At 63.0% G+C, this 19,935-nt stretch carries 12 protein-coding genes and 1 pseudogene; 12 read left to right on the top strand and 1 reads right to left on the bottom strand.

Annotated elements, in window-relative coordinates; translation table 11 throughout:
- Nucleotides 1–160 precede the first annotated feature (160 nt).
- Nucleotides 161–1,429, top strand: a complete 1,269-nt coding sequence (locus tag M2395_RS26925) for a malic enzyme-like NAD(P)-binding protein (protein ID WP_011058817.1) — start codon at nt 161–163, stop codon at nt 1,427–1,429.
- Nucleotides 1,430–1,550: 121 nt separating this feature from the next.
- On the opposite strand, the gene M2395_RS26920 is transcribed toward M2395_RS26925, so the two are convergent.
- Complete coding sequence (locus M2395_RS26920; protein ID WP_373365351.1) at nt 1,551–3,983, bottom strand: penicillin-binding protein 1A; 2,433 nt, start codon at nt 3,981–3,983, stop codon at nt 1,551–1,553.
- A 219-nt stretch (nt 3,984–4,202) separates the two neighbouring features.
- On the opposite strand from M2395_RS26920, the gene pilM reads away from it, so the two are divergent.
- From pilM to hemE, 11 genes and pseudogenes are all read left to right on the top strand, one after another.
- Nucleotides 4,203–5,264: a type IV pilus assembly protein PilM gene (gene pilM / locus M2395_RS26915; protein WP_123431216.1), complete on the top strand. Its 1,062-nt coding sequence runs from the start codon at nt 4,203–4,205 to the stop codon at nt 5,262–5,264.
- Nucleotides 5,264–5,830: a PilN domain-containing protein gene (locus tag M2395_RS26910; protein ID WP_077933232.1), complete on the top strand. Its 567-nt coding sequence runs from the start codon at nt 5,264–5,266 to the stop codon at nt 5,828–5,830. Before pilM ends, M2395_RS26910 begins: the two co-directional genes overlap by 1 nt.
- Nucleotides 5,827–6,450, top strand: coding sequence for a type 4a pilus biogenesis protein PilO (locus tag M2395_RS26905; protein WP_015633865.1), 624 nt, complete (start codon nt 5,827–5,829; stop codon nt 6,448–6,450). The genes M2395_RS26910 and M2395_RS26905 overlap by 4 nt, the downstream gene beginning before the upstream one ends.
- Nucleotides 6,447–6,977, top strand: a complete 531-nt coding sequence (locus M2395_RS26900) for a pilus assembly protein PilP (RefSeq protein ID WP_077933233.1) — start codon at nt 6,447–6,449, stop codon at nt 6,975–6,977. The genes M2395_RS26905 and M2395_RS26900 overlap by 4 nt, the downstream gene beginning before the upstream one ends.
- Before the next feature lie 110 nt (nt 6,978–7,087).
- Nucleotides 7,088–8,743, top strand: a pseudogene (locus tag M2395_RS26895) (type IV pilus secretin PilQ); the annotation flags it as partial.
- 4 nt (nt 8,744–8,747) lie between these two features.
- Complete coding sequence (gene aroK, locus M2395_RS26890) at nt 8,748–9,266, top strand: shikimate kinase AroK (protein ID WP_011058824.1); 519 nt, start codon at nt 8,748–8,750, stop codon at nt 9,264–9,266.
- 145 nt (nt 9,267–9,411) lie between these two features.
- A complete protein-coding gene (aroB, locus tag M2395_RS26885; RefSeq protein ID WP_011058825.1) occupies nt 9,412–10,512 on the top strand; it encodes a 3-dehydroquinate synthase in 1,101 nt (366 codons plus the stop codon).
- A 10-nt stretch (nt 10,513–10,522) separates the two neighbouring features.
- On the top strand, nt 10,523–12,103 hold the full coding sequence (locus tag M2395_RS26880) for an SPOR domain-containing protein (protein ID WP_015633869.1): 1,581 nt from the start codon (nt 10,523–10,525) through the stop codon (nt 12,101–12,103).
- 348 nt (nt 12,104–12,451) lie between these two features.
- Complete coding sequence (gene gltB, locus M2395_RS26875; RefSeq protein ID WP_011058827.1) at nt 12,452–16,900, top strand: glutamate synthase large subunit; 4,449 nt, start codon at nt 12,452–12,454, stop codon at nt 16,898–16,900.
- Nucleotides 16,901–16,933: 33 nt separating this feature from the next.
- Nucleotides 16,934–18,352 carry an FAD-dependent oxidoreductase gene (locus M2395_RS26870; RefSeq protein ID WP_011058828.1) on the top strand — a complete coding sequence of 473 codons (1,419 nt, stop codon included), beginning with the start codon at nt 16,934–16,936 and terminating at the stop codon, nt 18,350–18,352.
- Nucleotides 18,353–18,562: 210 nt separating this feature from the next.
- The gene (gene hemE, locus M2395_RS26865; RefSeq protein WP_041115348.1) at nt 18,563–19,630 is read left to right on the top strand and encodes a uroporphyrinogen decarboxylase; all 1,068 of its coding nucleotides are present in this window, start codon (nt 18,563–18,565) and stop codon (nt 19,628–19,630) included.
- Nucleotides 19,631–19,935: the final 305 nt, after the last annotated feature.

Below are 19,935 nucleotides of genomic sequence, written 5' to 3'. Positions count from 1 at the left end.
ATGGATTGTGAACAGTTGAAAGCCTTGTACCCCGCGGCTCTTGGCCCAAAGTCGTACGCTAGGGGCCTTGACAGGGGTGACTGGGCAGTCTTGTGGGGACTATGCGACACGAGTATCCTCGGCGGTCCGTCTGTCCAACAGCAAAAAGCGGAATGCCCACATGTCTGATTTGAAAACTGCCGCTCTCGAATACCATGCCAATCCTCGTCCAGGAAAGCTGAGTGTCGAGCTCACCAAGGCCACTGCTACCGCTCGTGATCTGGCGTTGGCCTACAGCCCCGGCGTAGCCGAGCCGGTACGCGAAATCGCTCGCGATCCGGAACTGGCCTACAAGTACACCGGCAAAGGCAACCTGGTTGCCGTCATTTCCGATGGCACCGCGATTCTCGGCCTGGGTAACCTCGGCCCACTGGCCTCCAAGCCAGTGATGGAAGGCAAGGGCGTGCTGTTCAAGCGTTTCGCCGGCATCGATGTATTCGACATCGAAGTCGACTCCGAAAGCCCGCAGGCTTTCATCGACACCGTCAAGCGCATTTCCATCACCTTCGGTGGCATCAACCTGGAAGACATCAAGGCACCCGAGTGCTTTGAGATCGAGCGCGCTCTGATCGAGCAGTGCGACATTCCGGTGTTCCACGATGACCAGCACGGCACCGCGATCGTTACCGCCGCCGGCATGATCAACGCCCTGGAAATCGCTGGCAAAACCCTGGCCGACGCCAAGATCGTCTGCCTGGGTGCCGGTGCTGCCGCCATCTCCTGCATGAAGTTGCTGGTGAGCATGGGTGCACAGATCGAAAACATCTTCATGGTCGACCGTACCGGCGTGATCCACTCCGGCCGCGATGACCTGAACCAGTACAAGGCGGTGTTCGCCCACGCCACTGACAAGCGCACCCTGGCCGACGCCCTGCAAGGCGCCGACGTGTTCGTCGGTCTGTCCGGCCCGAACCTGCTGAGTGCTGAAGGCCTGAAATCCATGGCGCCGAACCCGATCGTGTTCGCCTGCTCCAACCCTGATCCGGAAATCGCCCCGGAACTGGCGCACGCCACCCGCGACGACGTGATCATGGCTACCGGCCGTTCGGACTACCCGAACCAGGTGAACAACGTCCTGGGCTTCCCGTTCATCTTCCGTGGTGCCCTGGACGTACGCGCCAAGCGCATCAACGAAGAAATGAAGATCGCCGCGGCCAACGCCCTGCGTGACCTGGCCAAGCTGCCGGTTCCTCAGGAAGTGTGCGACGCCTACGGTGGCATCAAGCTGGAATTCGGCCGTGAGTACATCATTCCCAAGCCAATGGATGCCCGCCTGATCACCGTGATCTCCGATGCCGTGGCCAAGGCCGCCATCGAGACCGGCGTGGCTACCCTGCCGTACCCGAAGAACTACCCGCTCAAGAGCGTGGATGATGTGTTCAACGGTTAAGCGTTCGTAGCGTCATGCAAAAAGCCCCGGCTCGCGAGAGCCGGGGCTTTTTTGTGGGCGCTTGCCCGCTGTAGGAGCGGGCAAGCCGGCGAAGGTTGCCGCGTTCGCGGCTCCCCTGGCGCTAGAACAGATCGATCGGCGCCGCTTCGTCCGCCGGCAGCGGGCTGCCTGGTACGGCGCCATTGCCCAGTTCATTGACCGAGGGCGGAGTGTCTTCGCTCTTGAACAGTTCGAAGTAGGCATTGGGCGTGCCGGGTGTGGCGGCGCGGCCGCTGACCGGGTCTACCCGCAGGCTGAGAATGCCTTCCGGCTCTGGCTGGGTGTGTGGCGGCTTGTCCTTGAGGGCGGCGCCCATGAAGCTCATCCAGATCGGCAGTGCCACGGTGCCGCCGTATTCGCGGCGCCCGAGGCTTTCCGGCTGGTCGAAACCGGTCCATACGGTGGTCACGTAGTCGGCGTTGTAGCCGGAGAACCAGGCATCCTTGGACTCGTTGGTGGTACCGGTCTTGCCCGCCAGGTCGGTACGGCCCAAGGCCAGTGCGCGGCGTCCGGTACCCAGCTTGATCACGTCCTGGAGCATGCTGTTGAGGATGTAGGTGGTACGGCCATCGATGATCCGCTCGGCAACCGCCGGGGCTTGCGTCGCTGCCGGAGCTGAGGTTTCACCGGCCACGTTGTTGATCGTGAAGTTGTGCTCAGGGGCGGCGATGCCGCTGGTGGCCGTATTGCCGGTGGGGGCGCTTGGCGGGTTGGCGCTGAACAGCAGCTCGCCGTTGCGGCTTTCGATCTTGTCGATGATGTACGGGGTGATCTTGTAGCCGCCGTTGGCAAAGGTGCTCCAGCCGGTGGCGATTTCCATCGGCGTCAGGGTTGCGGTACCCAGGGCCAGGGACAGGTTGCGCGGCAGGTCCTGCTTGTTGAAGCCGAACTTGCTGATGTAGTCGATGGTGCGGTCCACGCCCATGCTCTGCAGCAGGCGGATCGACACCAGGTTGCGCGACTTGTACAGCGCCTCGCGCATGCGGATCGGGCCGAGGAAGGTGTTGGTGTCGTTCTTCGGGCGCCAGACCTTGTCCAGGTATTCGTCGACGAACACGATAGGTGCGTCGTTCACCAGGCTGGCCGGGGTGTAGCCGTTATCCAGGGCGGCGCTATAGATGAACGGCTTGAAGCTGGAGCCGGGCTGGCGCTTGGCCTGCATCGCACGGTTGTAGTTGCTCTGCTCGAAGGCGAAGCCGCCCACCAGGGCGCGGATCGCACCGTTCTGCGGGTCCAGCGTCACCAGGGCGCCCTGGGCGACCGGGATCTGGCTGAACTTCAGCGAGTTGTCCGCCTGGCGCTGCACGCGGATCAGGTCGCCGACCTGGGCCACGTCCGCCGGTTGGCGCGGGACCGGGCCCATGCTGTTGGTATTGAGGAACGGCCGGGCCCATTTCATGCTGTCCCAGGCCACATGTTCTTCGCCGTTGCGGGTCAGCACCTGGAGGCCATTCTTCTCTACCAGGGTGACGATCGCCGGTTCCAGGCCGCTGATGGTCCGCTGCTTGGTCAGTTCGCTGGCCCAGGCCGCCTGGGTCTTGCCTGGCAGGCGCGATTCCGGGCCGCGATAGCCGTGGCGCTGGTCGTAGGTCATCAGGCCTTCATGGACCGCGGTGTTGGCCATTTCCTGCAGATCGCTGGGCACCGTGGTGGTGACCCGAAAACCTTCGGTGTAGGCATCGCTGCCATAGCGGCCGACCATTTCGGCCCGGGCCATCTCGGCGATGTACGGGGCGTTCACTTCCGGAGTCGGTACGTGATAGCTGGCGTTCAACGGTTCGTTGATTGCCTCGGTATAGGCCGCTTCGGTGATCTTGCCGAGCTTGTACATGCGCCCCAGGATCCAGTCGCGACGTTCCTTGCTGCGTGCCGGGTTGGCCAGGGGGTTGAAGCGCGAAGGCGCCTTGGGCAGGCCGGCGATCATCGCCATCTGCGCCAGGCTCACGTCACGGATGGACTTGCCGTAATACACCTGGGCCGCTGCCTCGATCCCGTAGGCACGGTTGCCCAGGTAGATCTTGTTGACGTACAGCTCGAGGATCTCGTCCTTGGTCAGCTGCCGTTCGATCTGCAGAGCCAGGAGGATCTCGGTGGTCTTGCGCGAGAAGCTGCGCTCGCTGGTCAGGAAGAAGTTCTTCGCCACTTGCATGGTGATGGTACTGCCGCCGGACTGGATGTGTCCGCTCTTGACCAGCTGGGTTGCGGCACGCATCAGGCTGCTGGGGTCAACCCCGTAATGGTTAGCGAAGTTGTCGTCTTCAGCACTTAGTAACGCATTGATGAAGTTGGGCGGAATGTCGGCGAAACGTATGGGAGTACGGCGCATTTCACCGAATTCAGCGATCAGTTTGCCGTCGCTGCTGTACACCCGCAGGGGAATCTGCAACTGGATGCTTCTCAGGGCCTCAACCGACGGCAAGCCGGGACTAAGATAGAGAAACGCACCGGAGAGGGCGAGGAGGAGCCCGCAGAACACCGCGACGATGGACCACCCGAAAAACTTCAGCAGACGAATCAAGGCTTTTGGATTTCCAGAGAAAGGAATGAATTAGGCGTCAGGGCATTCACGGACATCAGGGGCCGGCCCACGCAGCAGGTAAAAGCGGAAAAAAACGCTGGGCATTATAAGCATTTTCCGCCGAGAGCGTCATTTGCCCGTCTGTCAAGACGTGACCATTGAACGCAATGCGGCTTAAGCAGTCCGTAAGTCACGGATAGTCATAGGGAATTGGTCGTGCTTGGACTCTTCAGCAAAAAGCCGAGTTCCCTTATGGGGATCGATATCAATGCGACATCGGTCACGCTTCTGGCCCTGGGGCGCCAGGGGCAGGGGTACCGGGTCGAGGCCTACGCCAGGGAGCCCCTGGCGCCCAATACTGTGCTTGACCAGCACATTGCCGACCCCGAGGCCCTGGGCGCGGCCCTGTCCCGCGCCTGGCTCAAGACGGGCAGCCGGCTCAAGGGGGTGGCGGTAGCGGTGGCCGGCGAAGCGGTGATCAGCAAACTGATCGAGATGCCGGCGGGCCTGCACACCGACGAACTGGAGCAGCAGGTCCGGCTGGAAGCCGGCCAGTACATTCCCTATCCCCTGGAAGACGTGGCCCTGGATTTTGAAGTGCAGGGGCCGGTGCCCGGTAATCCGCAGCGGGTTCAGGTGCTGCTGGTAGCCTGTCGCAACGAGCGGGTAGAAGCCCTGGAAACGGTATTGGGCCTGGCCGGCCTGACAGCCCGGGTGGTGGATACCCAGCCCCTGGCTCTGGAGCGCTGCCTGTTGCTGCTGGCGGCGCACCTGCCGCTGGCGACTCCTGGCGCCGTGGCGTTGCTGGATATAGGCCCGGCCCTCAGCCGTTTCAGCGTCCTGCACGGCCAGCGAGTGATCTATAGCCGTGAGCAGCTTTTCGGTAGCGGGCTGCTGATGGAAGCGCTCCAGCGTCGATACGGGCTGACACTGGAGCAGGCATTGCTGGCGCAGAGCCAGGGCCGTTTGCCACAGGGCTGCGCCGAAGAGTTGCTGCAACCCTTCGAGCAGGAAGTGCTGCAACAGGTCAGCCGTTCCCTGCAGCAGTTCGCCACCTCGCCTCAGCAACAGCCCCTGGTGCAACTGCTGCTGGCCGGAGACGGTAGCGGGCTGGCCGGCCTGGAGCGGCGGGTGGAGGGCGAGACAGGCATCGATACGTCGCTGGCCAATCCTTTCCGGGCCATGCCGATGGGGCCTCGAGTCGACCCCCAGGTACTGAATGAACAGGCGCCGAACCTGCTCCTGGCCTGTGGCCTGGCCCTGCGAGGGTTCGACTGATGGCGCGGATCAACCTGTTGCCCTGGCGCGAGGCCTCGCGCGAACTGAGGCGTCGGCGTTTCCTGCAGATGCTGGCGATGATGGTCGTGCTCGGGGCTGGGGTCATTCTGTTGGCCGACGCCTATATAAGCCGGGTGATCGAGCGCCAGCATTTGCGCAACCAGTATCTGGGCCAGGCGACGGCACGCCTGAATGAGCAGATCGCCAGCATCCAGGGGCTCAAGGCGCAACGACAGCAGTTGCTCGAACGCATGGGCATCATCGAAGAGCTGCAGGGCAACCGCTCCAACAGTGTGCGGATTTTTCAGCAGTTGGCCCGCAGCCTGCCTGATGGCGTGTACTTCACCGAGGTGGATCTGCAGGGGCAGAACCTTGGAATCAGCGGTGCTGCCGAGTCAAACAACAGGGTGTCCGACCTGATGCGCAATCTGCAGGCTGCCGAGGGTTTTGCTGCCCCCAGCCTGACCGAGGTGAAGAACGCGGTGGACGCCCAGCAAGGGCTGAACAACCTGTTCCGGCTGAATGTCGGGCAGACGTCCGGGCCAACCGGGGAGCTTCGGCAATGACCCCTCGACAATGGCTGGCAGAGTTGCGGCGTATCGATCTGCGGGAGCTGGAGCTGGCCAACCTGGGCTCCTGGCCCGGGCCGGCCAGGAGTCTGGTGGCGGCCCTGCTTCTGCTGCTGGTTCTGCTAGTGGGCTACGGCTTTTACCTGAGCCCGCACCTGGAGCAACTGGAGCGCCAGCGCCAGGAGGAAGCTCGTCTCAGGCAGGAGTTTGCCGGCAAGGCGCGCCAGGGAGCCAATTTGCCGCGCTACCAGGAGCAGTTGGCCGTCATACGCAACAGCTTCGACCTGCTGTTGCGTCAGTTGCCCAGCGACACCGAGGTCCCCGGCCTGCTGGAGGACATCAGTCGCGTGGGGCTGGGCAGTGGCCTGGCCTTCGAGGAAATCAGGCTGCAACCGGAGGTGGCCAGGCAGTTCTACGTCGAGTTGCCGATCCAGATTACTGTCACCGGGGCCTATCACGACCTGGCGAGCTTCGTCAGTGGCGTCGCCGGCCTGCCGCGCATCGTCACCTTGCATGATTTTCGCATTCAGCCTGTGGCGGCGGGCAATCCGGCGCTGTTGCGCATGAGCATCGAGGCGCGCACCTACAGGTACGACGCTCCGGAGCCGCACTCATGAGGCGCCTGCGCTGGGCGGTGCTTGGCTGCCTTTGTGCCGGGCTGTGGGGGTGTGGTGGCGCCGATGACGACTTTGCCGACCTGGACGCCTACATGAACCAGATGCGCCTGCAAGCGCCCGGGCCGATTGAACCAATCCCGGTAATCCGGTCTTACCCCTCGTTCACCTATGACGCCAGCGCATTGCGTAGTCCGTTCCAGCCGCCGCAAAGGCTTGACCTGGCGGCCCGTCGGCAAGGGGCCAGTGCGGTCCGGCCCGACCCGCAGCGAGCCCGGCAATACCTGGAGGGGTTCGATATCGAGCAGTTGCAAATGGTCGGGACCCTGTCCAACGCCTCCGGGAGCTTTGCCCTGTTGCGCGGCGCAGGTGGCATCCACCGCTTGCAGGTGGGCGACTACCTGGGGCGCAACGAAGGCCGGGTTGTGACCATCAGCGAATCGCAGATCGAGGTGGTGGAAATTGTTCCCGATGGAGCGGGAGCCTGGCTGGAGCGGCCGCGAACACTGGCGCTGAGAAAACACTCTTAAGTGGAATATGGAAAATGAACAGGACTGTTTCAGCCCTCGGTGTAGCGCTATGGATAGCGCTGCTGGCACCGCTGGTCGGCGCCGCCGAGCCCAAGCCCGCTGCTCCGGGGACGGCAGCTCGGGCGCCTGCAAAGCCGCAGGCAGTGGCCGGGTCGATACGCGGCGTGGATTTTCAGCGCGGCGAGGAGGGCGAAGGCAATGTGCTGATCGACCTGTCCGACCCGCGCATCGCTGTCGATGTCCAGCGGCGCGAGGGCCGGATCGTCCTCGATTTTGCCCGTACCCAATTGCCCGAGGCGCTGCGGGTTCGCCTGGACGTCAAGGATTTCGCCACCCCGGTGCAGTACATCACTGCGGATACGGCTGCCGGGCGTACCACCGTCACCCTGGAGCCCAAGGGCGCCTTCGACTATTCCACCTTCCAGACCGACAACCGCCTGACGGTCAGTTTCCGCCCCCTGGCCGAGACCAGCAGCAGGGCGGCTGCGGCCCGACCTGCCTACAAGGGGGAAAAGCTCTCGCTGAACTTTCAGGACATCGAGGTGCGCTCGGTGCTGCAACTGATCGCCGATTTCACGGGCCTCAACCTGGTGGCCAGCGACACGGTGCAGGGCGGCATCACCCTGCGCCTGCAGAACGTGCCCTGGGATCAGGCCCTGGATCTGGTGCTACGGACCAAAGGCCTTGATTCGCGCAAGATCGGCAATGTGCTGCTGGTGGCTCCGGCGGATGAGATTGCCGCCCGGGAGCGTCAGGAGCTGGAGTCACAGAAGCAGCTGGAGGACCTGGCGCCGTTGCGTCGGGAGCTGCTGCAGGTCAACTACGCCAAGGCAGCGGACATCGCCAAGCTGTTCCAGTCGGTGACCCGCGCCGAGGAAAAAGCCGATGAGCGTGGCTCGATCACCGTGGACGAACGCACCAACAGCATCATTGCCTACCAGAGCCAGGAGCGCCTCGACGAACTTCGGCGCATCGTCGCCCAGCTGGATGTTCCGGTGCGCCAGGTGATGATCGAAGCGCGCATCGTCGAGGCCAACGTTGACTACGACAAGAGCCTGGGCGTGCGCTGGGGCGGCTCGGTGCAGAACCAGGGCAACTGGAGCGCCAGCGGGGTGCAGAACGCTGCCAGCGGTTCCAGCAGCATCGGCGCTCCGGGCAGCGGCGGCAGCAACTCGCCCTTTGTCGATCTGGGGGCTAGCGCCCATACCTCGGGCATCGGTATCGCCTACATCACCGACAACGTGCTGCTGGACCTGGAGTTGACCGCCATGGAGAAGACCGGCAACGGCGAGATCGTTTCCCAGCCCAAGGTGGTCACCTCCGACAAGGAAACCGCAAAGATCCTCAAGGGCACCGAGATCCCCTACCAGGAAGCCAGCTCCAGCGGCGCTACCTCGGTGTCCTTCAAGGAGGCGTCGCTGTCGCTTGAAGTGACGCCGCAGATCACCCCGGACAACCGCATCATCATGGAGGTCAAGGTCACCAAGGATGAGCCGGACTACCTGAACAAGGTCCAGGATGTACCGCCGATCAAGAAGAACGAGGTCAATGCCAAGGTCCTGGTCAACGACGGGGCGACCATCGTCATCGGCGGGGTTTTCTCGAATACCCAGAGCAAGGTTGTAGATAAAGTGCCATTTCTTGGCGATGTGCCGTATCTTGGCCGCCTTTTCCGGCGTGACGTGGTGTCGGAGAAAAAATCCGAGCTGCTGGTATTTCTCACTCCGCGTATCATGAACAACCAGGCGATTGCTGTGAGTCGTTGATTCTGTGCGAAATTTGATTCTTGTTGGGCCGATGGGGGCTGGAAAAAGCACCATCGGTCGCTTACTGGCCAAAGAGCTGCGCCTGCCATTCAAAGATTCCGATAAGGAAATTGAACTGCGTACAGGCGCGAATATCCCGTGGATCTTCGATAAGGAAGGCGAACCGGGCTTTCGTGATCGCGAACAGGCGATGATCGCCGAGCTCTGTGGCACTGACGGCGTGGTCCTGGCCACTGGCGGTGGTGCAGTGATGCGCGAGGCCAATCGTCGGGCGCTGCACGCTGGCGGACGAGTGGTCTATCTGCACGCCTCGGTCGAGCAACAGGTGGGGCGCACCGCCCGGGACCGCAATCGTCCCCTGCTGCGCACCGCCGATCCGGCCAAGACCCTGCGCGACCTGCTGGAAATCCGCGACCCGCTTTATCGGGAAATCGCCGATCTGGTGGTGGAAACCGATGAGCGGCCGCCACGAATGGTGGTGCTGGACATACTGGAGCGCCTGCAGCAGCTGCCACCCCGTTAATGCGTCGAGCGAAATGCGCTATTCTCGGCGTCGCGCCAGACCGCCAAGGTGTGGCGCAGAGCTATCGGGCTGCGTCAGAAGACCAGGCGAGGCCCATCGTCAATGCAGGGCACAATGCCTGCTTCCATCTTCACTGTGGGGACACATGCAGACACTTAAGGTCGATCTAGGCGAGCGCAGCTACCCGATTCACATTGGTGAAGGTCTGTTGGACCAGCCCGAGCTGCTGGTGCCGCATATCGCCGGGCGGCAAGTGGCGATCATTTCCAATGAGACCGTCGCGCCGCTTTACCTTGAGCGTCTGACCCGCAGCCTGGGGCAGTTCTCGGTGATCTCGGTGGTCCTGCCCGATGGCGAGGCCTACAAGAACTGGGAAACCCTGCAGTTGATCTTCGATGGCCTGCTCACTGCGCGCCACGATAGACGCACTACCATCATCGCCCTCGGTGGCGGCGTGATCGGTGATATGGCCGGCTTTGCCGCGGCCTGCTACCAGCGGGGCGTGGATTTCATCCAGATTCCTACCACCCTCCTGTCCCAGGTGGACTCTTCGGTGGGTGGCAAGACCGGTATCAACCACCCGCTGGGCAAGAACATGGTCGGCGCCTTCTACCAGCCGAACGTGGTGCTGATCGATACCACCAGCCTTAACACCCTGCCCAGCCGCGAGCTGTCGGCAGGTCTGGCGGAGGTGATCAAGTACGGCCTGATCTGCGACGAGCCCTTCCTCACCTGGCTGGAAGAGAACGTCGACCGCCTGCGGGCCCTGGACCAGCAGGCCCTGACTTACGCCATCGAGCGCTCCTGTGCGGCCAAGGCCGCGGTAGTGGGTGCCGACGAACGTGAATCGGGAGTGCGGGCCACCCTCAACCTGGGGCATACCTTCGGCCACGCCATCGAAACCCACATGGGGTACGGTGTGTGGCTGCACGGTGAGGCGGTGGCTGCTGGCACCGTAATGGCCCTGGAAATGTCCGCGCGCCTGGGCTGGATCACCAGCCAGGAGCGTGACCGCGGTATTCGCCTGTTCCAGCGCGCGGGCTTGCCGGTCATCCCGCCAGAGGAAATGAGCGAAGCGGATTTTCTCGAACACATGGCAATTGACAAGAAAGTGATCGACGGTCGTTTGCGTCTGGTGCTGTTGCGCCGCATGGGCGAAGCCGTAGTGACCGACGATTATCCGAAAGAGGTTTTACAGGCCACGCTGGGAGCGGACTACCGCGCCCTGGCTCAGCTTAAAGGTTAATAAGATCCCGATGACTAGTTTGCACGCCGACGAGGCTTTCCTCGGCCATTACCAGTTGAGCCACGATCCTTTCGCTCCCCGGGTCCCTGGCTTCAAGTTCTTTCCTGCCCAGCGCAAGCCCGTGCTGGGGCAACTGCATCACCTGGCCCGCTACAGCCAGTTGCTGCTGGTGGTCACCGGGCCTCAGGGCAGCGGCAAGACCCTGCTGCGCCAGGCGCTGGTAGCCAGTACCAACAAGCAATCGGTGCAGAGCGTGGTGGTGTCGGCCCGCGGCGCCGGCGACGCTGCCGGCGTGCTGCGCCAGGTGGCCCAGGCGCTGAACGTGGCCGAGGCTGAAATCGGCGCGATCCTCGCCCAGGTAGTGCAGCTGGCCCTGACCGGTCAGGAAGTCTATCTGCTGGTGGATGACGCCGAGCAGCTCGACGAGTCCGCCCTCGAGGCCCTGCTGGCCCTGGCGGCCGGCGCACCGGAAGGTCGTCCCCATGTGTTCCTGTTCGGCGAGTCGTCGCTGATCGCCGCACTGGACCAGCTCAATACCGAGGAAGAGCGCTTCCACGTCATCGAGTTGCAGCCTTATACCGAAGAGGAAACCCGCGAATATCTGGCCCAGCGGCTTGAAGGTGCGGGGCAGGGCATCGAACTTTTCTCCGCAGATCAGATCAGTGATATTCACGAAGGCTCCGATGGCTGGCCGGGCAACATCAACCAGGTCGCCAGGGATGCAATGATCGAAGCAATGATCGCCAGCCGCTCTGCGGTCAAGCGTCCAAGTATGGGGTTCAACATGCCAAAGAAACACGTATTGGCCATCTCCGCTGTCGTGGTGGTGGCCGTGGCCGCGGCCTGGTTGATGCCGGGCCGCAGCAAGGCTCCAACCACCGGCGCTCCGGCCAATGAGCAAGCGCAACTGCCTTTGGGGCAAACACCGACACCCAATGCCAATGGCAGCCCGTCAGTAGAGTTCGCCGGTTCGTCACAGCCAATGCCGCTGCCGTTGGTCGGCCAGTCGCAGCCCGTGATGCGCGGTCCTCTGGCCGAAGCCGCAGGGGGTATCAGTGAGGGTGACGACGGGGTACCGGTTGAAGGCTCCAGCGCCGTTCCACCGACCGTGACCACCACCGCGCCGCCTGCTGGGGCTACGGCTGGCCCGACGCCGACTCCGGCAGCGCGTCCAACCCCGGCACCGACCCAGGTGGCCACGGCCAAGCCTGCGCCTGCCGCCAAGCCGGCAGAGAAACCAGTGGCAGCCAAGCCTGCTCCGGCCAAGCCGGCCGAGAAGCCGGTCACCGTGGCCAAGGCCGCCGGTGGCAGCTGGTACGCTGGCCAGGCGCCAGGCAACTACGTGGTGCAGATCCTCGGCACCAGCTCGGAAGCCACCGCGCAGAACTTCGTCAAGGAACAGGGCGGCGAATACCGCTACTTCAAGAAAGTCCTCAACGGCAAGCCGCTGTATGTGATCACCTACGGCAACTTCGCAAGCCGCGATGCAGCGGTCAGCGCCATCAAATCCTTGCCAGCGAAGGTTCAGGCTGGTAAACCTTGGCCTCGCACTGTCGCTAGCGTTCAACAAGAACTGGCAACAACTCGCTGAAGATTCGGCGGCCTTACCCAGGCCGCCTCTCCCGGCAACCTCAAATTTCCGCATCGGCATGCTGCCTTACAGGCCGCGTGCCTTGTGGTGTCTGCGTCACAGTAGTTTTTGAGTCGCGGCAGTCAAAAGCAAAACTTTTTGACTAGCACAGCATATCGCTTTAAAACGTTCATAAATGCGACATGAATTTACGACAGATCGTCGCTAAATTTGTGGGGCTTTGTGTCGGTGTGTACAATGACCTCCCTTTTGCCCCCGCAAAGCTGGCGTACGTTCGGCGCGGAATGCAAGTGGTTGAATTGAAAAGAAATTTGCCTCTAAAAGAGGCAGCCTGGTGAGAAAGTGTCTATGAAAGCAGGTCTGTACCAACCAGATGAATTTAAGGATAACTGTGGTTTCGGCCTGATAGCCCATATGCAGGGCGAACCCAGTCATACCCTGTTGAAAACGGCCATTGAGGCCCTGACCTGCATGACCCACCGCGGTGGGATCAACGCGGACGGCAAGACCGGCGACGGTTGCGGTCTGCTGATGCAAAAGCCCGACCTGTTCCTGCGCGCAGTCGCCACGGAGCACTTCGGCATCGAGCTGCCCAAGCAATATGCGGTGGGCATGGTGTTCTTCAACCAGGACCCGGTGAAAGCCGAAGCCGCTCGCGAAAACATGAACCGCGAGATCCTCGCCGCCGGCCTGCAACTGGTGGGCTGGCGCAAAGTGCCGATCGATACCAGTGTGCTCGGGCGTCTGGCCCTGGAGCGCCTGCCACAGATCGAACAAGTATTCATCGGCGGCCAGGGCCTGAGCGACCAGGATTTCGCCATCAAGCTGTTCAGTTCCCGTCGCCGCTCCTCGGTGGCCAACGCCGCCGACACCGACCACTACATCTGCAGCTTTTCCCACAAGACCATCATCTATAAGGGCCTGATGATGCCGGCGGACCTCGCCGCCTTCTATCCGGACCTGGGTGACGAGCGCCTGCAAACCGCGATCTGCGTGTTCCACCAGCGTTTCTCTACCAACACCCTGCCGAAATGGCCGCTGGCCCAGCCATTCCGCTTCCTCGCCCACAACGGCGAGATCAACACCATCACCGGCAACCGCAACTGGGCCGTGGCCCGGCGCACCAAGTTCGCCAACGACCTGATCCCGGACCTGGAAGAGCTCGGCCCGCTGGTCAACCGCGTGGGTTCCGACTCCTCGAGCATGGACAACATGCTGGAGCTGATGGTCACCGGCGGCATCGACCTGTTCCGCGGCGTGCGCATGATCATTCCGCCAGCGTGGCAGAACGTCGAGACCATGGACGCCGACCTGCGCGCGTTCTACGAATACAACTCGATGCACATGGAGCCGTGGGACGGCCCGGCCGGCGTGGTCATGACCGACGGCCGCTACGCCGTCTGCCTGCTGGACCGCAACGGCCTGCGCCCGGCGCGCTGGGTCACCACCCAGAACGGCTTCATCACCCTGGCCTCGGAAATCGGCGTGTGGAACTACCAGCCCGAGGACGTGATCGCCAAGGGCCGGGTCGGCCCGGGCCAGATCTTTGCCGTGGACACCGAGACCGGGCAGATCCTCGACACCGACGCCATCGACAACCGCTTGAAGTCCCGTCATCCATACAAGCAATGGCTGCGCAAGAACGCTCTGCGCATCCAAGCCACCATGGAAGACAACGACCACGGCTCGGCCTTCTACGACGTCGACCAGCTCAAGCAGTACATGAAGATGTACCAGGTCACCTTCGAAGAGCGTGACCAGGTCCTGCGCCCGCTGGGCGAGCAGGGCTACGAAGCGGTGGGTTCGATGGGCGACGACACGCCGATGGCGGTGCTGTCCCAGCGCGTGCGTACCCCCTACGACTATTTCCGCCAGCAGTTCGCCCAGGTCACCAACCCGCCGATCGACCCGCTGCGCGAAGCCATCGTCATGTCCCTGGAGATCTGCCTCGGTGCCGAGCGCAACATCTTCCAGGAGTCGCCCGAGCACGCTTCGCGAGTGATACTCAGCTCGCCAGTGATCTCCCCGGCCAAGTGGCGTTCGCTGATGAACCTCGATCGCCCGGGCTTCGAGCGCCAGGTCATCGACCTCAACTACGACGAGAGCGTCGGTCTGGAAGCGGCGATCCGCAACGTCGCCGACCAGGCTGAAGAAGCCGCGCGCGCCGGCCGCACCCAGATCGTCCTCAGCGACCGTCATATCGCGCCGGGCAAGTTGCCGATCCACGCCTCCCTGGCCACGGGCGCGGTGCACCACCGCCTGACTGAAAAGGGCCTGCGCTGCGACTCCAACATCCTCGTGGAAACCGCCACCGCCCGCGATCCGCACCACTTCGCGGTGCTGATCGGGTTCGGCGCCTCGGCGGTCTATCCGTTCCTGGCCTACGAAGTGCTGGGCGACCTGATCCGTACCGGTGAAGTGCTGGGCGACCTCTACGAGGTGTTCAAGAACTACCGCAAGGGCATCACCAAGGGCCTGCTGAAGATCCTGTCGAAGATGGGCATCTCCACCATCGCCTCTTACCGTGGCGCGCAGCTGTTCGAAGCCATCGGCCTGTCCGAGGAGGTCTGCAACCTGAGCTTCCGTGGCGTGCCGAGCCGGATCAAGGGCGCACGTTTCGTCGACATCGAAGCCGAGCAGAAAGCCCTGGCGACCGAGGCCTGGAGCCCGCGCAAGCCGATCCAGCAAGGCGGCCTGCTGAAGTTCGTCCACGGCGGCGAATACCACGCCTACAACCCGGACGTGGTCAACACCCTGCAAGCCGCTGTGCAGCAGGGCGACTACGCCAAGTTCAAGGAATACACCGCGCTGGTGGACAACCGCCCGGTGTCGATGATCCGCGACCTGTTCCAGGTGAAGACCCTGGACACGCCGATGGACATCAGCGAAGTCGAGCCCCTGGAGTCGATCCTCAAGCGCTTCGACTCTGCCGGTATCTCCCTGGGTGCCCTGTCGCCGGAGGCTCACGAAGCCCTGGCCGAAGCCATGAACCGCCTCGGCGCGCGTTCCAACTCCGGTGAGGGCGGCGAAGACCCGGCGCGCTACGGCACCATCAAGAGCTCGAAGATCAAGCAAGTGGCCACTGGACGTTTCGGCGTGACCCCGGAATACCTGGTCAACGCCGAAGTGCTGCAGATCAAGGTGGCCCAGGGCGCCAAGCCCGGCGAGGGCGGCCAGCTGCCTGGTGGCAAGGTCAACGGCCTGATCGCCAAGCTGCGCTACGCAGTCCCCGGCGTGACCCTGATTTCGCCTCCACCGCACCACGACATCTATTCGATCGAAGACTTGTCGCAGCTGATCTTCGACCTCAAGCAGGTCAACCCTCAGGCGCTGGTGTCGGTGAAGCTGGTGGCCGAAGCCGGTGTTGGCACCATCGCTGCCGGTGTGGCCAAGGCCTATGCCGACCTGATCACCATCTCCGGCTACGACGGCGGCACCGGCGCTTCGCCGCTGACCTCCATCAAGTACGCCGGTGCGCCGTGGGAACTGGGCCTGGCGGAAACCCACCAGACCCTGCGCGGCAACGACCTGCGCGGCAAGGTCCGGGTGCAGACCGACGGCGGCCTGAAAACCGGCCTCGACGTGATCAAGGCCGCCATTCTCGGCGCCGAGAGCTTCGGCTTCGGCACCGCGCCGATGATCGCCCTGGGCTGCAAGTACCTGCGCATCTGCCACCTGAACAACTGCGCCACCGGTGTGGCGACCCAGAACGAGAAACTGCGCAAGGATCACTACATCGGCACCGTCGACATGGTGGTGAACTTCTTCACCTACGTCGCCGAGGAAACCCGTGAGTGGCTGGCCAAGCTTGGCGTGCGTTCCCTGGAGCAACTGATCGGCCGGACCGACCTGCTGGAGGTGCTGGAAGGCCAGACCGCCAAGCAGCATCACCTGGACCTGACCCCGTTGCTGGGCAGTGACCACATTCCGGCGGACAAGCCGCAGTTCTGCCAGGTGGACCGCAACCCGCCGTTCGACAAGGGCCTGCTGGCCGAGAAAATGGTCGAGATGGCCCGCTCTGCGATCAATGACAAGAGCGGCGCCGATTTCGCCCTGGATATCTGCAACTGCGACCGCTCCATCGGCGCACGGATCTCCGGCGAGATCGCCAGGCTCCACGGCAACCAGGGCATGGCCCAGGCGCCTATCACGTTCCGCTTCAAGGGCACTGCGGGGCAGAGCTTCGGCGTGTGGAACGCCGGCGGCCTGAACCTCTACCTGGAAGGCGACGCCAACGACTACGTGGGCAAAGGCATGACCGGCGGCAAGCTGGTGATCGTTCCGCCCAAGGGCAGCGTCTACAAGACCCAGGACAGCGCCATTATCGGCAACACCTGCCTGTACGGCGCCACCGGCGGCAAGCTGTTCGCCGCTGGCACCGCGGGTGAGCGTTTCGCCGTGCGCAACTCCGGTGCCCACACCGTGGTGGAAGGCACTGGCGATCACTGCTGCGAGTACATGACCGGTGGTTTCGTCTGCGTCCTGGGCAAGACCGGTTACAACTTCGGCTCAGGCATGACCGGCGGTTTCGCCTATGTGCTGGACCAGGACAACACCTTCGTTGACCGGGTCAACCACGAACTGGTGGAAATCCAACGGATCAGCGGCGAAGCGATGGAAGCCTATCGCAGCCACCTGCAGCGCGTGCTGAACGAGTACGTCGAGGAAACCGACAGCGAATGGGGCCGTAACCTCGCCGAGAACCTCGACGACTACCTGCGCCGTTTCTGGCTGGTCAAGCCCAAGGCTGCCAGCTTGAAGTCGTTGCTTTCCAGCACCCGTGCCAACCCGCAGTGATATGCGCCTGAAGAGTGTGATGAGGTTTTGATAATGGCTGAACGTCTGAATAACGACTTCCAGTTCATCGATGTCGGGCGCAAGGATCCGAAGAAGAAACTGTTGCGTCAACGCAAGAAAGAGTTCGTGGAAATCTACGAACCCTTCAAACCCCAGCAGTCGGCCGACCAGGCCCACCGCTGCCTGGGTTGCGGTAACCCATACTGTGAATGGAAGTGCCCGGTGCACAACTTCATTCCCAACTGGCTCAAGCTGGTGGCCGAGGGCAACATCCTCGCCGCCGCCGAGCTGTCGCACCAGACCAACACCCTGCCGGAAGTCTGCGGCCGGGTGTGCCCGCAGGATCGTCTGTGCGAGGGTGCCTGCACCCTCAACGACGGCTTTGGCGCGGTGACCATCGGTTCGGTGGAGAAGTACATCACCGACACCGCCTTCGCCATGGGCTGGCGCCCGGACATGTCCAAGGTCAAGCCCACCGGCAAACGCGTGGCGATCATTGGTGCGGGCCCGGCGGGCCTGGGCTGTGCCGACGTGCTGGTGCGTGGCGGCGTGACCCCGGTGGTGTTCGACAAGAACCCGGAAATCGGCGGTCTGCTGACCTTCGGTATCCCCGAGTTCAAGCTGGAAAAGACCGTGCTGAGCAATCGTCGCGAAGTCTTCAGCGGCATGGGCATCGAGTTCCGCCTGAACACCGAGGTGGGCAAGGACGTGACCATGGAGCAACTGCTCGCCGAATACGATGCGGTGTTCATGGGCATGGGCACCTACACCTACATGAAGGGCGGCTTTGCCGGTGAGGACCTGCCGGGCGTCTATGACGCGCTGGATTTCCTGATCGCCAACGTCAACCGCAACCTGGGCTTTGAAAAGTCGCCGGAAGACTTCGTCGACATGAAAGGCAAGAAGGTGGTGGTGCTGGGCGGTGGCGACACCGCGATGGACTGCAACCGCACCTCGATCCGCCAGGGCGCCAAGTCGGTGACCTGCGCCTATCGTCGTGACGAAGCCAACATGCCCGGCTCGCGCAAAGAGGTGAAGAACGCCAAGGAAGAAGGCGTGAAATTCCTCTACAACCGCCAGCCGATCGCCATCGTCGGTGAAGACCGCGTCGAAGGCGTGAAGGTGGTCGAGACCCGTCTCGGCGAGCCGGACGCCCGTGGCCGCCGCAGCCCCGAGCCGATCCCGGGTTCTGAAGAGATCATCCCGGCCGACGCCGTGGTCATCGCCTTCGGTTTCCGTCCAAGCCCGGCGCCATGGTTCGAGCAGTTCAGCATCCAGACCGACAGCCAGGGCCGTGTCGTGGCCCCGGAACAGGGCCAGTTCAAGCACCAGACCAGCAACCCGAAGATCTTTGCCGGTGGTGACATGGTGCGCGGTTCTGATCTTGTGGTGACGGCGATCTTCGAAGGGCGTAACGCCGCCGAAGGCATCCTCGACTACCTGGGCGTCTGACCCACCTTGCAGGAGCCGGCTAGCCGGCGAACAACGATAACGCGGTGCTGTTGATGCACCGCGTCGATCGCTTCGCCAGCAAGCTGGCTCCTACGGGATCTGTGCCCGTCCCGTGACAAATTGACCCCATAGACATAAAGAAACGGCTCTTGCCGTGCCTTTTGTGTCGCGCTCTGAGAAAATGCCCCCACTTTTTTTCCGGATGCCGACATGACTGCCCTGAAGAACGACCGTTTCCTTCGTGCCCTGCTCAAGCAACCCGTAGACGTCACCCCGGTGTGGATGATGCGTCAGGCTGGGCGCTACTTGCCTGAATACCGCGCCAGCCGTGCCAACGCCGGTGACTTCATGAGCCTGTGCATGAACCCGGCGTTCGCTTGCGAAGTCACTCTGCAGCCTCTGGACCGCTATCCACAGCTGGATGCGGCGATCCTCTTCTCCGACATCCTGACCATCCCCGATGCCATGGGCCAAGGCCTGTACTTTGAAACCGGCGAAGGCCCGCGCTTCAAGAAAGTGGTCAGCACCCTGGCCGACATCGAAGCCCTGCCGATCCCCGATCCGCACAAGGACCTGGGCTATGTAATGGATGCTGTCAGCACCATTCGTCGCGAACTCAACGGCCGTGTGCCGTTGATCGGTTTCTCCGGCAGCCCCTGGACCCTGGCCACCTACATGGTCGAAGGCGGCTCCTCCAAGGACTTCCGCAAGTCCAAGGCCATGCTCTACGACAACCCGCAAGCCATGCACCTGCTGCTGGACAAGCTGGCCCAGTCGGTCACCGCGTACCTGAACGGGCAGATCCGTGCCGGCGCGCAGGCGGTGCAGATCTTCGACAGCTGGGGCGGCAGCCTCTCGGCGGCGGCCTACCAGGAGTTCTCCCTGGCCTACATGCGCAAGATCGTCAGTGGCCTGATCCGCGAACACGACGGGCGCAAGGTTCCGGTGATCCTCTTCACCAAGGGCGGCGGCCTGTGGCTGGAAAGCATTGCCGATGCCGGCGCGGACAGCCTGGGCCTGGACTGGACCTGTGACATCGGCGAAGCCCGCCGCCGGGTCGGCAGCAAGGTATCGCTGCAAGGCAACATGGACCCTACCGTGCTCTACGCCAACCCGCAGGCGATCCGCAGCGAAGTTGCGCGCATCCTCGCCAGCTACGGCAAGGGCAGCGGCCACGTGTTCAACCTGGGCCACGGCATCACTCCGGAAGTGAAACCGGAGCACGCCGGAGCCTTCCTGGAAGCGGTGCACGAGTTGTCGGCGCAATACCACGAATAAGCGCCTCCCTAAAAAACGCCCGGCACCTGCCGGGCGTTTTCATTGGCGGACACTTTTTGCAGGAGCCAGCTTGCTGGCGAAAGGGCCCTCAAGACTTGCGCCTGCCTGGCGCACGCCTTCGCTGGCAAGCCAGCTCCTACAGGGGGCGGCCAGCCAGATTCGCTCGGTGTAGGAGCCAGCTTGCTGGCGAGAGGGCCCTCAAGGCCTGCACCTGCCTGGCGCACGCCTTCGCTGGCAAGCCAGCTCCTACAGGGGGCGGCCAGCCAGATTCGCTCGGTGTAGGAGCCAGCTTGCTGGCGAGAGGG

Source organism: Pseudomonas sp. BIGb0176 (genome assembly GCF_024810175.1).
Classification (GTDB): domain Bacteria; phylum Pseudomonadota; class Gammaproteobacteria; order Pseudomonadales; family Pseudomonadaceae; genus Aquipseudomonas; species Aquipseudomonas protegens.
The sequence above is the reverse complement of the archived record's forward strand: the minus strand, read 5'-3'. Positions and strand labels throughout refer to the sequence as shown.